Here is a 14,386-nt window from a genome sequence, read left to right as displayed (position 1 = left end):
TTCGCCGCCGGGAAGGTGAATATGCCGGAGCGGGCGCACGATCCGGCGTGTTCGGACGGGGTGTTCGCCGCAGCGAAGCAGGGGAGCGGGATCCGGCCGACGGCTCCGGTCGCGCAGGACGCGCTCATTCCCCTTGTCCCGCACCGCAGTTGGTAAGAGCCGCCGCCCGCGCGGGAACCCGTACAGAGCAATCGGTTTCTTTGCCGAGCGCTTACAGAGTTCAATTCCGGCCTCGACGGCAGAGCCCTTGTCGCTCCGGCGGACCCGTGGTTAGGCTCCCGCTCGCTTCAATTCCTGCACACTTTCTTCGCAACCTGACCAACTGTGGGGTGGCTGTGCGTGAACCAGGGTTTCCGGCGTGCGCGGGGCTGTTACGGCCGTTACCGCAGTCGCCGGAGTTAGCTCTGTCGCCCGTGGGGCGCTGATGGGTTCCGCCACCGAGGCGCCCGGCAAGGCCGTCGTCCGTCGGCCGCTGTCCCGGGACGTCCGGCTGTTCTGGTGCGCGAGCGCCACCGACGCGCTCGGCTCCCAGGCCTCCGGCGTCGTGCTGCCGCTGCTGCTCCTGGGCCTCGGCCACTCGGCCGCGACCGTCGGGCTCGTCGCGGGCGTGTCCACCGCCGCCGGGCTGCTCCTCGCCCCGATCGCCGCCGTGCCCGCCGACCGGGGTGCGCGCAAACCGGTGATGCTCTGGTCCGCACTGGTCTCGGCCCTCGCCATGGGCGGGGTGGCAGTCGCCGCCACGGGCCGCCCGCCGGTCGCCCTGCTCCTGGGCGCCGTCCTGGTGGAACGATTCTCCACCGCCGTGTACGAGGCGGCCGCAGCCGGCACCGTGGCCCTGATCGCCCCGCCCGCCGACAGTCCCCGGGTGGTGGCCGGGCTCTCGGCCGCCGACCAGGGCGCGCTCGTCGTCGGCCCGGCCCTGGGCGGCGCCCTCTACCAGGCCTCCCGCGCCCTGCCCTTCGTCGCGGACGCGGTGTCGTACACGGTCGCGGCGGTCTGCGTGGGCGCGCTGAAGTCGGACCTGCGGCCGGGGGAAGAGGCGGTGGCTGTCGGGGGAGCGGCCCAGCAGCCGAAGCAGGGCGCGCCCGGCGCCCAGGGCCCGGCCGACCCCCGCCCAAGCCGCCCGCCCCGCCCCGCCCTCCGCGCCGAACTGGGCGCCGGGCTCGCCCTCGTCCGCACCTCGCCCTTCCTCCGGCTCGTCCTGATCTGGACGACCACCGTCAACGGCGTGATCGTCGCGCTGTACTACGGCGCCGTCTTCACCCTCCAGAAGGGCGGCCACGGCGGCGCCCCGATGGGTCTTGTCCTCGCGCTCTCCGGCGCCGCCGGGCTCGTCGGGTCGCTGGCCGCGCCGCACCTCGCGGGCCGGATCAGCGCCGCCCGGCTCCTGGTCACCGTCTCGTGGCTGCTGGTGCCGCTCGCCGCCGCGCTCGCCACGGTGCGGGGGCCTTGGGCGTACGGCGGTCTGTTCGGGGTGTTCTGCCTGCTGATGCCGCTGGTCACCGTGGTGCTCCAGTCCCGGGCGATCCAGGAGACCCCGCCCGCCCTCCAGGCCCGTACCGGCGCGGTCCTCTCCTCCGCCGTCGGCGGCTCCGCCGCCCTCGCGCCCGTCGTCGCGGGAGTGTGCGCCTCCCGCGCGGGCACCGCCGCGCCCGCCGTCGCGAGCGCGGCGGTGCTGACGCTGCTCGCCTGCTGGACGACGTACGTACGGGTCCCGGCGCGGGAGGTCGCCGTATGACCGGCCGCTACCAGGTCTACCGGGCCGCCCTGCCCGAGGTGTGCGCCGCCGACCCGGCGCGGATGGCGTTCACCGCCGACGCCGAGGGCCGCTGCGAGGTCTTCACCTGGGACGCGCGGACCGGACGGACCCGCCAGGTCACCGACCGCCCGCAGGGCACCTTCCACCACGCGATCGACCGCGACGGCCAGGTGTGGTGGTTCGACGAGGACGAACACGGCGCCGGGCACTGGCGGTTCCAGCCCTTCGACGGCGGCGCCGACCGCCCCGGCCTGACCGGACCGGCCCCGGGCGAGCCGCGCGGCCTCGCCGTCGGCGACAACGCGACGGTCGCGATGGGCCTCGGGGACGCCCGCACCACCGCCGTCCACATCGGCCCGCGCGGCGGCCCGGCCCGCGAGGTGACGCGCGTCGACGGCCATGTCACCCTCTCCGGCATCACCCCCGACGGCCGCCTCCTCGCCGTCAGCGGCGCGGCGGGCTCGGCGCGCGCCGTGACCGTCCTCGCCGACGACGGCACCACGCGCGCGGTGCTGCCCGGCGACGGCGAGCACGGCAGGCTCTGGTCCCTGGGCTTCGCCCCCACCGGCGACCGCGCCGAACTGCTCCTCGTCCGCGAGGCCGACGACCGCTATCTGCTGGCGAGCTGGCGCCCGGAACACGAGCCCCACGGTCCCCAGGCAGGCCCGGCTGCCGCGTCCGGCATCACCACCCACACCTGGTGCGCCTTCGACACCGAGATCACCGCCCGCTGGCACCCCGACGGCCGCTCCGTCCTGGTCCGCCAGGACCGCCACGGCCGCAGCACCCTGCACCGCGTCGACCTGGGCGCACGCACGGTCGAGCCGGTGCCGGTGCCGCGCGGCACCCTCCTGGACGCCGCGCCCCGCGCCGGGACCGACGTCCACTACCTCTGGACGGACACCGCGAACCCGCCCCGGATGGGCTCCACCGCCGGGACGCCGCTGCCGCCCACGCACGGCATCCCCGCCCCGGTGCCCGGCGAGCACCGCGACCTGTGGACGCCCGGCCCCGACGGCCCGGTGCACAGCCTGCTCAGCCTGCCCGAGGGCCGCCGGGGCGCCGTCCCCGCGGTGTTCCTGGTGCACGGCGGGCCCGCCGACCACGACCGGGACGCCTACGACGGCGTGGTCCACTCGCTGGTCGCCTCCGGCTTCGCCGTCGTCCGCGTCAACTACCGCGGCTCCACCGGCTACGGGCCGCGCTGGCGCCGCGCGTTCGGCCAGGGCGTCGGGCTCACCCAGGTCGACGACCTGGCCGCGGTGCGCGCGGACCTCGTGGCGCGCGGCGTCGTCCGCGCCGACGCGGCCGGGCTGTGGGGCACCTCCTGGGGCGGCTACCTCGTCCTGCTCGCCCTCGGCGTGCGCCCGGACCTGTGGCAGGCGGGCGTCGCCGTGAAGCCCGTGGCCGACTGCGCCGCCGCCTACCGCACCAGCACCCCGGCCCTGCGCGCCCTGGACGAGCGGCTGTTCGGCGGCACCCCCGACGAGGTGCCCGAGCGGTACGAGCGCAGCTCGCCCCTGCGGTACGCGGCCGCCGTGCGCGCCCCGCTGCTGGTGGCCGCCGCGACCCGGGACGCCAAGTGCCCGCCCGGCCAGGTGCGCGACTACCTCGCCGCCCTGCGCCACGCGCGCGTACCGCACGAGTCGATGTGGCTGGAGACCGGCCACGACGGCTACCAGGCGGACGACCACGTGGCGGTCCTGCGCCGCGCCGTGGTCTTCCTCGACCGCGAGCTGCGCGGCCCCGGCCGCACGGCCGCCCCCAAGACTCCCCGCTCGGACCGGAGCGGGGATTCCGGACGGGTCCGCACCACGGCCCCCGCCGGAACAGGCACCACCCGACACGATGAGAGGAGTTCCCATGCAGAAGGACATCATCCAGAACGACCCGCTCGCGGGTGACGAGGAGAACCGCAAGCCCAGCGTCGGCGTGACCATCAAGGTTCCGTTCCGTAACGCCGAGGACGGCGAAGAGGACTGATCCTCGCCGGTCGGCCCGGCGGTCTCCTCGACCGCCGGGCCGGCCGGTGCCCCGCTGTCCCACCTCTTGCGCACCCTTACCGCTCTTACTCCCTTACGTCGCCGTACCCGCGAGGAGCCCACATGCGTGTTCTGCTGGTCAACATGCCCTGGTCGCCCATCGACCTGCCGTCGCTGGCCCTGGGAATCCTCAAGCGCAGCGTCGACGAACGCGTGCCGGGCGCCAAGGCGGAAGTGCTGCACGCCAATCTCGAATTCACCGACTGGATCACCGAGCGCACCGAATTCACCGCCGACGACTACGAGTACTACGCGCTCTCCTCCTATTTCATGGGCTGCGGCGACTGGGTGTTCTCCTCCGCCCTCTACGACGACCCGGCCTGGCGCGACCAGGAGTTCGCGGATGCGATGAAGGGCAAGCTGCGCAAGTCCCGGCTGCGTATGTCACAGGAACTGCACCGCGCCGTACCGGAGTTCGTGGAGATGATCGCCGAGCGGATCGTGGCGTACGGGCCCGACGTCGTCGGCTTCACCTCCACCTTCCAGCAGAACACCGCGGCCCTCGCCGCCGCCCGGCACGTCAAGCGGCTCGCCCCGCACATCGTGACCGTGATGGGCGGCGCCAACTGCGACGGCGAGCAGGGCGAGGCCGTCCACCGCAACTTCGCGTTCGTCGACCACGTCATCCGCGGCGAGGGCGAGACGGCCTTCCCGCAGCTGCTCACCGCCATCGGCGAGGGCTCCGACCCGGCCGCGCTCGCCGCCGTGCCGGGCCTGTGCCACCGCGCCGCCGACGGCACGCCCGTGGTCAACCCGATGGCCACCAGCCCGATCCCGCCCGTCGCGATCCTGCCCCCCGACTACAGCGGCTACTTCGAGCGGCTCGGCACCTCGGTGGCCCGCAACTGGGTCGAGCCGAAGCTGGTCGTCGAGGGCGCCCGGGGCTGCTGGTGGGGCGAGAAGCACCACTGCACCTTCTGCGGGCTCAACGGCTCCTTCATGCAGTACCGCTCCAAGACCCCCGAGACGTTCTACTCGGAGATCATGGAGCTGGCCCGCCGCCACCGGGTCCTCGACATGTACCTCGTCGACAACATCCTCGACATGGGCTACCTCTCCACGGTGCTGCCGCGCATCATCGAGAGCGGCTACGACCTGCGCATGCACATCGAGATCAAGGCCAACATGCGCCGCAGCCAGCTCCGTACGCTCGCCGAGGCCGGACTGATCTACGTCCAGCCGGGCATCGAGAGCCTCAACAACCGGGTGCTCGACCTGATGGACAAGGGCGTCAGCGGCTGCCAGAACGTCCGGATGCTCCGCGACGGCGCCGAGACCGGGCTCTCGGTGGCCTGGAACTACCTGCACGGCTTCCCGGGCGAGACCGCCGAGGACTACGACCCGGTGATCGCCCAGATACCGGCGCTCGAACACCTCAACCCGCCGGTCGACCTCTCGGCGCGCATCGCCATCGAGCGCTTCAGCCCCTACTTCAACCGCCCCGAGCTCGGCTTCGACGGCCTGCGCCCCGAGGAGCACTACCGCTTCACCTACGACCTGCCCGAGTCGGAGCTCTACGACCTCGCGTACGTCTTCGAGGCCCCGCAGCGCGGCATCGGCGAACCCACCGTCACCGCGCTCAACGACGCCATCGACGCCTGGAAGAAGCACCACGCGGACGCCCGGCTCACCCACACCGACCTCGGTGACCGCATCGTCCTGGTCAGCCGGCGCCGGACGTTCGCGTGGCGCGCGATGGAGCTGACCGACCCGTACGAGCTGGTCGCCTTCCGCCTCCTGGACCAGCCGCACACGGCCGCCGCGCTCACCCGCAAGGCCGCCGCCCGCGCCAAGGACGCCCCCGCCCGCGACGAGAGCGAGGTGCAGCGCCTCCTCGACTCCTGGCTCGCGCTCGGCCTCGTCTTCACCGACGGCGGCCAGTACGTCCACATCGCGCCCTCGGCCGTCAACGAGGACCTGCTGCGCCTGGACTTCATGCGCCACGCCCACGCAGCCCTCGACGCGGCCGAGCAGCCCGCCCGCCCCGAGCCCGCCCACGTATGACGGCCACGACCGCCGACCGCGAAGACCGTACGAGCCGGAGGACCAGCCCGATGAGCACCGCCCTCACCACGCGCACCGCGGCCCTCACCGTCGCCGCCTGGCGCGACTACGACCCCGACGCCTGCGCCCTGCCCGGGATGCACCTCGGCGACCTCGAACTGACCGGCCCCGCGGGGGAGGAGGCCGACCGGCTGTGGGAGACGGGCGTGCGCCGCGTCCGCCTCGCGGAACCGGTCGACCTCGCCGACCTGAGCGCCCCGGGCGCCGCCCACCGGGCCGTCCGCGCCCTCAGCCTCGTGCGGGACCTCACCGCCCGCGCGGTGCTCGTCGAGTGGCGGCTGCTGCTCGACCCGGCGGCGGACGCGGACACCTGGCAGGTGCTGAGCCACCTCCAGCCGCCGCAGCGCCTGGAGGGGCCCGCCGACGCGGCCGAGGCGCTGCGCCGGTGGCGCGACGGCCACTACCTGTGCAAGTGCCTGTGGCGCCAGGGGCCCGGCTTCGTCCAGATCCGCGACCGCCGCTGGGGCGACCTGCGCCGCTTCACCGCGGACGAGCCCGAGTACCACCAGGTCATCGAGGCCCTGGTGCCCGGCGCCCCGGCGGACTCGGTGCCGCCCGCGGTCCTGGCCGACTTCCTCTCCGAGAAGCTGGTCCTGGAGGTGGGAGACCTGGCGTGGTGGCTGCCGTACCGGGTGAACCGCTGGATCCAGGAGGCCATGGCGATCTGACGGGCCATCAGGCGGGTCAGGTCAGCAGCCGCGTCCGGCACTCCTCCACGTCGAAGTCGCCCTTCGGATACTGCGGATCGAGCTCCCGCAGCTGCTCCAGGAGGAGTCGGCTGATCGCCCAGTTCCGGTACCACTTGCGGTCGGAGGGCACCAGGTACCAGGGGGCGGCGTCCGTCGAGCACCGCTCCAGGGCGATCTCGTACGCCTCCTGGTACGCGGGCCACAGCGCCCGCTCGTCGATGTCGCCCGGGTTGAACTTCCAGTGCTTGTCCGGGTTGTCGAGGCGCTCCAGGAGTCGTCGGCGCTGCTGCTCGTAGCTGATGTGCAGGAAGACCTTGACCACGCTCACGCCGTCGTCCACGAGCGACTGCTCGAACCGGCTGATCTGCCCGTAGCGGCGGCCCAGCTGGCGGCGCGGGACCAGCTCGCGGACCCGGGCGATCAGCACGTCCTCGTAGTGCGAGCGGTCGAAGATGCCGATCTCGCCGGGCTGCGGCAGCGCCCGCATGATCCGCCACAGGAAGGGGTGGTTCAGCTCCTCGCGGGTGGGCGCCTTGAACGCCTTGATGCGGCAGCCGGACGGGTTGAACAGGCCGATGACGTGCTTGACCGTGCCGCCCTTGCCGCTGGTGTCCATGTCCTGGAGCACCAGCAGCACCCGGCGCCGGTCGCCCGCCGTGCTCGCCGCGTACAGCCGCTCCTGCAGACCGGCGAGCTCCTCGCCCATTCGGGCGGTCGCCGCCAGCCCCTCCGCCTTGTCCTTCGGCCCGGCCGGGGTGGCGTCGGCCGGGTAGGAGGCGAGGTCGACGCGCTCGCCCCGGGGGATGCGCAGCAGCCGACGCAGATCCCGCTGCTCGGGCTTCTTCCCGCCCTTGCCGCCTTTGCTGCCCTTCTTGGCCACTGCGCACCCCTTACGGTCGGTTCCCTCGATCGTGCGACGGAACAGGACGCGGCGCGAGCGCTACCGTACGAAAGGCCCCGTCACCGCGAAGGTCGTCCCCGGCGTGTAGCAGTTGACGTACATCGTGCGCCCGTCCGGGGCGAAGGTGACCCCCGCGAACTCGCCCCATTCGGGGTTGCCGGGCTTGCCGATGTCCTGGCGGCCGCGTGCCATGGCGTACACCTCGCCGCGCCGGGTCAGCCCGAAGACGTGCTGGGCGCCGTTGCCGTCCTCGCACACCATCAGGCCGCCGTCCGGCGCGAGCGTGATGTTGTCCGGGGACTCGCCGGGCAGCTGGATGTCGGTCGACGGGCCGAAGACCACCACCAGGGTGAGGCGGCAGCGCCTCGGCTCGTACCGCCACACCTGGCCGAAGTGGTCGGCGCCCGAGCCCTCGGCCACGCGCGCGTAGCTGGAGACGAAGTAGACGCAGTCGCCGCTCCAGTAGCAGCCCTCCAGCTTCTGCGCGTGGGTGATGCCGCCCCGGCCGAAGTCCTGGAGCCGGACCGGGGTGCGCCGGGCCGACGGGTCGGGCACCGGCACCCACTCGATCCCGGTGAAGCACGCCCCCGGCTCCTGCACCACCGACAGGTCGGGCACGTCCGGGACGCGCATCGCCTCCAGTGCGCCGCCCGCGCGCAGCGAGCCCGTACCGCCCAGCGGCCGGTTCGGCAGGAAGCGGTAGAAGAGCCCGAAGGGCTTGTCGAAGGCGTCCTCGGTCTCGTACACGACACCGTGGTGCGGGTCGATCGCGATCGCCTCGTGCTGGAAGCGGCCCATCGCGGTGAGCGGGACGGCCCCGGTGCGGCGCGGGTCGGCGCCGTCGACCTCGAAGACGTAGCCGTGGTCCTTGGTGTACCCGTTGGTACCGGCCCGGTCCTCGGTCTCCTCGCAGCTCAGCCAGGTGTTCCAAGGGGTGCGGCCGCCCGCGCAGTTGACGGCGGTGCCGCTGAGGGCGACCCGCTCGGACAGCACCCGGTTCTCCGCGTCGAGCTCCAGGGCCGTACACCCGCCCTTGCCCATCGGGTCGTACACCAGCCCCTCGGCGTGCGGCACCGGGATCGCGGCGGTGACCCGGTTCTCGTGGTTGCGCACCAGCCGGACGCCGCCCCGGCGCCCCGCGAACGCGGCCATGCCGTCGTGGTTGCTCGGCACCCGGCCCTCGCCGGAGCGCAGCGGGTCGCCCTCGCGCGAGAGCACCCGGTAGCGGAACCCCTTCGGCAGGTCGAGCAGCCCGGCCGGGTCGGGCACCAGCGGCCCGTAGCCGCGCCGGCTGGGGGCGGCCACGGCCGGGCCCCCGCTGAAGAGTTCGGAGACCGCGCCCGTGAAAGCGATCGCGGCGGCGGAGGCGCCGGTGCGGGCGAGGATCTGGCGTCGTGTTGCTCGCGCTTCGGACATGAGGCAACTCCCCTGTTGGCGGACAGGTATGACGAGACCCGCATGATCCATCACGCGATCAGGTGATAGGCGGATCATGCGGGTCGTGTCGCCGCACATGGCCGAAAACGGCCGGAGAGTCGTCCGGACAGCGCGGGAGAGCCGCCCGGGCGGACAGCCGGAGCGTCAGGCGAGCTCGGCGGTCAGCGTGATCGTCGTGCCGGTGAGCGCCTGGCTGACCGGGCAGTTCTTCTTGGCGTCCTCGGCGGCGGCCGCGAAGCCGTCCGCGTCCAGCCCCGGCACCTCGCCGCGCACGGTGAGGTGGATGCCGGTGATGCCCTCGCCCGGCTGGAACGTGACGTCCGCCTTGGTCTCCAGGCGGGTGGGCGGGTTGCCCGCGCCGGCCAGACCGTGCGAGAGGGCCATGGAGAAGCAGCTGGAGTGCGCGGCCGCGATGAGCTCCTCCGGGCTGGTCTTGCCGTTGGCCTGCTCGGCGCGGGACGGCCAGCTGACCGGCTGCGAGCCGATGCCGGACGAGTCGAAGGTGACGGTCCCCGAGCCCTTGAGGAGCTCGCCTTCCCAGACCGTGTGCGCCGTACGCGTGGTGGCCATGATGTATCCCTTCTGGTGGCTAAGGGGGTTTGCGGCCCCCTGTGCGCCAAACCTACTGCTCCACAAGCCCCTTCGCGTCCCGCGCGAGGGCGGTGAGCCGGGAGATGGCCCGGAAGTACTTCTTCCGGTAGCCGCCGTTCAGCATTTCTTCACTGAACAGCAGGTCGAAGGGGACCCCGGACGCCAGCACCGGCACCTCGCGGTCGTACAGCCGGTCGGCGAGCACCACGAGCCGCAGCGCGGTCGACTGGTCGGGCACCGGCTGCACATCGGTGAGGCACACCGCCTTCACCCCGTCGGTCATCGCCCCGTACCGGCTGGGGTGGACCCGCGACAGATGGCCGAGCAGCCCGGGGAAGTCGTCGAGCGCCGCGCCCTCGGTCGCGTACGCGGCCTTGGTGACCTGCTCGTCCGAGTACGGCGCCGGAGCCTCCGGCAGCCCCCGGTGGCGGTAGTCCTCGCCGTCGATCCGCAGCGGGCGGAAGTGCGCCGACAGGCCCTGGATCTCGCGCAGGAAGTCGACGGCCGCGAACCGGCCCTCGCCCAGCTTGCCCGGCAGCGTGTTGGAGGTCGCGGCCAGCGCCACGCCCTGCTCCACCAGCTTGCCCAGCAGCGACGACACCAGGACGGTGTCGCCCGGGTCGTCCAGCTCGAACTCGTCGATGCAGAGCAGCCGGTGCCCGCTCAGGGTGCGCACGGTCTGCTGGAAGCCCAGCGCGCCGACCAGGTTCGTCAGCTCCACGAAGGTGCCGAACGCCTTGAGCGCGGGCTCGGCCGGGGTGGCGTGCCACAGCGAGGCCAGCAGATGGGTCTTGCCGACGCCGTACCCGCCGTCCAGATAGACCCCGCGCGGTGCGGCGGGCGCGGCCGGCTTCCTGGCGAACCACTTGCGGCGCCCGCTCCCGGTGGCGTGCGCCCCGCCCAGACCGGCCGCGAAGGAGCCGAGCACCTTGACGGCCTCGCTCTGGCTGGGCTGGTTCGGGTCCGGTACGTACGTCTCGAAGCGGACCGAGTCGAACCGCGGCGGCGGCACCATCTCGGCGACCAGACGGTCGGCGGGGACATGCGGCTCGCGCGCGCAGAGCGACAGCGGGGCCGCTTCGGTTATGGGACTGGTCGACACAGTTCCCCACTGTAAGCGCCGTGTAAGACTGCACGGATGCGACGCCTGTTCCCTGTGACCGACCAGACATCCGCCTCCGACCAGGGCGAGTGGTCGTTCGACGCACTGGCCGAGGCCTATGCGTACCCCGAGACGGACGGCTCCTGGCTGCGAGCCAACATGGTCTCCTCGCTGGACGGCGCGGGCCAGCACGAGGGCCGCTCGCAGCCCCTCTCCTCCGCCACCGACATGCGGATCTTCGGCACCCTGCGGGCGCTGTCCGACGTGATCGTGGTGGGCGCGGAAACGGTACGCCAGGAGGGCTACCGCCCGGCCCGGGCGCGGGATGCCTTCGCGGCCCGGCGCGCGGCCGCGGGCCAGGGCCCGGTCCCGGTGATCGCGGTGGTGACGGCCAGCCTCGACCTGGACTTCGGCCTGCCGCTGTTCACCTCGCCGCAGGTGCCCACCCTCATCCTGACCGGCGCCGCCGCGCCGCCGGACCGGGTGCGCGAGGCCGAGCGGGCCGGCGCGGAGGTCGTGGTCGCGGGCGACGGGCCGGGCGTGGAGCCCGTCAGGGCCGTCGCGGCGCTGGCCGAGCGCGGGCTGCGCCGGATGCTGACGGAGGGCGGGCCCCGGCTGCTCGGCCAGTTCGTGGCCGCCGGAGTGCTCGACGAGCTGTGTCTGACGGTGTCGCCGATGCTCACCGCGGGCAGCGCCCAGCGCATCGCCGGAGGGCCCTCGGTGACCGCTCCTGAGCACTTCCGGCTGGAGTTGCTGCTGGAAGAGGCCGGGTTCCTCTACACGCGTTACCGTCGAATCTGACAATCAGCGGAATTTGCCGTTCCGGTTAGCTTCCGGTGGGCACACTTACTCACGCAGACCCCGTGCGGTCACGGGGAAGGATGGTTTCCGCAGGGGCGGGTAACCACGTCGAGGCCCCGCGGCCTCGCGGGGCACCGGCCGGAGTGAAGAGAAGGGCGTTTGTCGTGTTCACAAGCGTATTGATGATCGAGAAGCCCCTGACCTCCGTGGACGTGGAATTCGTCACCACCCTGCACGGCGACGAGTCCGTCTCCTTCGTCGTGCTCATGCAGCCCCGGGGCGACCAGGACCGCCTGCTGCGCGCCATCGACGACGTGGCCCTCGGCGAACTCGACGAGGCCGTCCACGAGACCGGCGACCAGGGCCCGGCCGCCGCCGTACGCGCCCTGGAGCACTCCCTGGCGTCCCTGCGCGCGACCGGCAGCCAGGCTGTCGGCCAGATCGTCGAGGACCACCCCCTGGACCTGCTGAAGTCCGTCGTCGACGGGGTGAACGCCGACGAGGTCATCGTGCTGACCGCACCGCACTACGTGGAGGAGTTCTTCCACCGCGACTGGGCCTCCCGGGCCCGCCACAAGGTCGGCGTCCCCGTCCTCAAGCTCTTCGCGCACAGCGAGGAGGCGCACAGCGAGTAAGGGGAGGGGCGCCCGCGCGAGGTGCGTCGGGCCGATGCCCCGTGCGCCCGCCGACCGGCGAATAGGGCGAGCGCCGCCCAGCGAATAGGCTGAGGCCGAACCGAACTCCGTACGTCGCACCCCCCGGGAGACACACGCAATGGCACCCGCGATTCCCACCGCCATGGAACGGCCGCACTTCATCGGCATCGGCGGTGCCGGAATGTCGGGGATCGCGAAGATCCTGGCCCAGCGCGGCGCGAAGGTCGCGGGCAGCGACGCCAAGGAGTCCGGCACGGCCGAGGCGCTGCGCGCGCTCGGCGCGACCGTCCACATCGGACACGCCGCCGAGCACCTCGCCGCCGACGCCAGCAGCGTCGTCGTCTCCAGCGCCATCCGCGCCGACAACCCGGAGCTGGTCCGCGCGGCCGAGCTCGACATCCCCGTCGTCCACCGCTCCGACGCGCTCGCCGCGCTCATGGGCGGCCTGCGCGCCATCGCCGTCGCCGGCACCCACGGCAAGACGACCACCACCTCGATGCTCGCCGTCGCCCTGACCGAGCTGGGCCTCGACCCCTCGTACGCGATCGGCGGCGACCTCGCCGGACCCGGCACCAACGCCCGCCACGGCGAGGGCGACATCTTCGTGGCCGAGGCCGACGAGAGCGACCGCAGCTTCCAGAAGTACGACCCCGAGGTCGCCATCGTCCTCAACGTCGAACTCGACCACCACGCCAACTACGCCTCGATGGACGAGATCTACGACTCCTTCGAGACCTTCGTCGGCAAGGTCGTCCCCGGCGGCACCCTCGTCATCTCCGCCGACCAGGCGGGCGCCGTCGAGCTCACCCGCCGGGTGCGCGACCTCTCATCGCTGAAGGTCGTGACGTACGGAGCGGACGAGCACGCCGACGTACGCGTCCACAAGGTCACCCCGCGCGGACTGACCAGCGAGGTCACCGTCCTGCTCGGCGGCAAGTACCTGACCTTCACGGTCTCGGTCCCCGGCCGCCACTACGCCCTCAACGCGGTCGCCGCGCTCGCCTCCGGAGTCGCGCTGGGCATCCCGGCGCACAACCTGGCCTCGGCCCTCGGCAAGTACACCGGCGTCAAGCGCCGCCTCCAGCTCAAGGGCGAGGCCGCGGGCGTCCAGGTCATCGACTCGTACGCGCACCACCCGACCGAGATGACCGCCGACCTGGAGGCGATGCGGGCCGCTGCCGCGGACTCCCGGCTGCTCGTGGTCTTCCAGCCGCACCTCTTCTCCCGCACCCAGGAGCTGGGCACCGAGATGGGCCGCGCGCTCGCGCTGGCCGACGCCTCGGTGGTCCTCGACATCTACCCCGCGCGCGAGGACCCGATCCCGGGCGTCACCAGCGCGCTGATCATCGACGCGGCCGGCACGGCCGGCGCCGACGTCACCGCCGTCCACGACAAGACGACGGTGCCGGACGTGATCGCGGGAATGGCCAGGCCCGGCGACCTCGTTCTCACCATGGGCGCGGGCGACGTGACGGACCTGGGCCCGGAGATCCTGGCGCGGTTGAGCTGAGGGAGTGCCTTCGATGTCGTACGAGGTCGAGAAGCCGGACGAGCAGTGGCGGGCGGAGCTGAGCCCCGCGGAGTACGCGGTGCTGCGGCAGGCCGGTACGGAGCCCGCGTTCGTCGGTGAGTACACGGACACCAAGACGAAGGGCGTCTACTCCTGCCGGGCCTGTGGCGCGGAGCTCTTCACCTCCGAGACGAAGTTCGAGTCGCACTGCGGCTGGCCTTCCTTCTTCGACCCGAAGGACACGGACGCGGTGGAGCTCATCGCCGACCGGTCGCACGGGATGGTCCGCACGGAGGTGCGCTGCGCCCGCTGCGGCTCGCACCTGGGCCATGTCTTCGAGGGCGAGGGTTACCCGACCCCGACGGACCAGCGGTACTGCATCAACTCGATCTCGCTGAAGCTGACGGCGGACGAGGACTGACGACGACTGGCGCGCTCACCGGCCCGAGTTGACGTCGGGTACGGGAGTGCGTAGTGTTCTCCGAGTTGTCGCGGGGCCGTAACGGTTCTGCGACAGCCGTCCGCCGCAGACTTGCGGCAACCCAACCCAGCACGACCTCCCGAACGGGATGGATTTCGGCATGCCGAATTTCATTTCGAATGGGCGGGTGGGAGTGGATGACTCGAACGGCCCCGATTAGGAGCCGCCCGGAAAGTCCGCTAGAGTCTGGGACGTCGGAACGGCCCAACAGCCGGAAAGACAAAACGACTTGACCCGGGAGACCGGGAATCGGACACGAAAGAGTCTGATAGAGTCGGAAACGAAGGAAGCGCCCGGAGGGCCCGGAAACGGGAACGAAGGAAGCGTCCGTACCTTGAGAACTCAACAGCGTG

Annotated in this window: 12 protein-coding genes; 8 read left to right on the top strand and 4 right to left on the bottom strand. The window is 72.6% G+C overall.

Annotated elements, in window-relative coordinates; all coding sequences use genetic code 11:
* The first annotated feature begins 424 nt into the window (after nt 1–424).
* The 4 genes from IE252_RS23470 to IE252_RS23455 all read left to right on the top strand — a co-directional run bounded on the left by IE252_RS23470 (nt 425) and on the right by IE252_RS23455 (nt 6,533).
* On the top strand, nt 425–1,738 hold the full coding sequence (locus IE252_RS23470) for an MFS transporter (RefSeq protein WP_190091448.1): 1,314 nt from the start codon (nt 425–427) through the stop codon (nt 1,736–1,738).
* Complete coding sequence (locus IE252_RS23465; RefSeq protein ID WP_190091447.1) at nt 1,735–3,663, top strand: S9 family peptidase; 1,929 nt, start codon at nt 1,735–1,737, stop codon at nt 3,661–3,663. Before IE252_RS23470 ends, IE252_RS23465 begins: the two co-directional genes overlap by 4 nt.
* Before the next feature lie 201 nt (nt 3,664–3,864).
* A complete protein-coding gene (locus IE252_RS23460) occupies nt 3,865–5,805 on the top strand; it encodes a RiPP maturation radical SAM C-methyltransferase (protein WP_190091446.1) in 1,941 nt (646 codons plus the stop codon).
* Between the two features lie 50 nt (nt 5,806–5,855).
* Complete coding sequence (locus IE252_RS23455) at nt 5,856–6,533, top strand: DUF5825 family protein (RefSeq protein ID WP_190091445.1); 678 nt, start codon at nt 5,856–5,858, stop codon at nt 6,531–6,533.
* A gap of 16 nt (nt 6,534–6,549) precedes the next feature.
* On the opposite strand, the gene IE252_RS23450 is transcribed toward IE252_RS23455, so the two are convergent.
* From IE252_RS23450 to zapE, 4 genes are all read right to left on the bottom strand, one after another.
* Nucleotides 6,550–7,434 carry a PPK2 family polyphosphate kinase gene (locus IE252_RS23450; protein WP_190091444.1) on the bottom strand — a complete coding sequence of 295 codons (885 nt, stop codon included), beginning with the start codon at nt 7,432–7,434 and terminating at the stop codon, nt 6,550–6,552.
* Between the two features lie 60 nt (nt 7,435–7,494).
* Nucleotides 7,495–8,871 carry an alkaline phosphatase PhoX gene (locus IE252_RS23445; protein ID WP_190091443.1) on the bottom strand — a complete coding sequence of 459 codons (1,377 nt, stop codon included), beginning with the start codon at nt 8,869–8,871 and terminating at the stop codon, nt 7,495–7,497.
* Nucleotides 8,872–9,036: 165 nt separating this feature from the next.
* Complete coding sequence (locus tag IE252_RS23440) at nt 9,037–9,462, bottom strand: OsmC family protein (RefSeq protein WP_190091442.1); 426 nt, start codon at nt 9,460–9,462, stop codon at nt 9,037–9,039.
* Between the two features lie 52 nt (nt 9,463–9,514).
* Nucleotides 9,515–10,585, bottom strand: a complete 1,071-nt coding sequence (gene zapE / locus IE252_RS23435) for a cell division protein ZapE (protein WP_229848750.1) — start codon at nt 10,583–10,585, stop codon at nt 9,515–9,517.
* Nucleotides 10,586–10,621: 36 nt separating this feature from the next.
* On the opposite strand from zapE, the gene IE252_RS23430 reads away from it, so the two are divergent.
* The 4 genes from IE252_RS23430 (at nt 10,622) to msrB (ending at nt 13,973) form a co-directional block, all read left to right on the top strand.
* The gene (locus IE252_RS23430) at nt 10,622–11,386 is read left to right on the top strand and encodes a pyrimidine reductase family protein (protein WP_190091441.1); all 765 of its coding nucleotides are present in this window, start codon (nt 10,622–10,624) and stop codon (nt 11,384–11,386) included.
* A gap of 164 nt (nt 11,387–11,550) precedes the next feature.
* Nucleotides 11,551–12,021, top strand: coding sequence for an indole-3-glycerol phosphate synthase (locus tag IE252_RS23425; RefSeq protein ID WP_190091440.1), 471 nt, complete (start codon nt 11,551–11,553; stop codon nt 12,019–12,021).
* Nucleotides 12,022–12,160: 139 nt separating this feature from the next.
* Nucleotides 12,161–13,552 carry a UDP-N-acetylmuramate--L-alanine ligase gene (gene murC / locus IE252_RS23420; RefSeq protein ID WP_190091439.1) on the top strand — a complete coding sequence of 464 codons (1,392 nt, stop codon included), beginning with the start codon at nt 12,161–12,163 and terminating at the stop codon, nt 13,550–13,552.
* Between the two features lie 13 nt (nt 13,553–13,565).
* On the top strand, nt 13,566–13,973 hold the full coding sequence (gene msrB / locus IE252_RS23415; protein ID WP_101390695.1) for a peptide-methionine (R)-S-oxide reductase MsrB: 408 nt from the start codon (nt 13,566–13,568) through the stop codon (nt 13,971–13,973).
* The last annotated feature ends 413 nt before the right edge of the window (nt 13,974–14,386 follow it).

This window comes from Streptomyces melanogenes, from assembly GCF_014649795.1.
GTDB lineage: Bacteria > Actinomycetota > Actinomycetes > Streptomycetales > Streptomycetaceae > Streptomyces > Streptomyces noboritoensis.
This window is presented reverse-complemented; position numbering and strand designations above follow the sequence as displayed.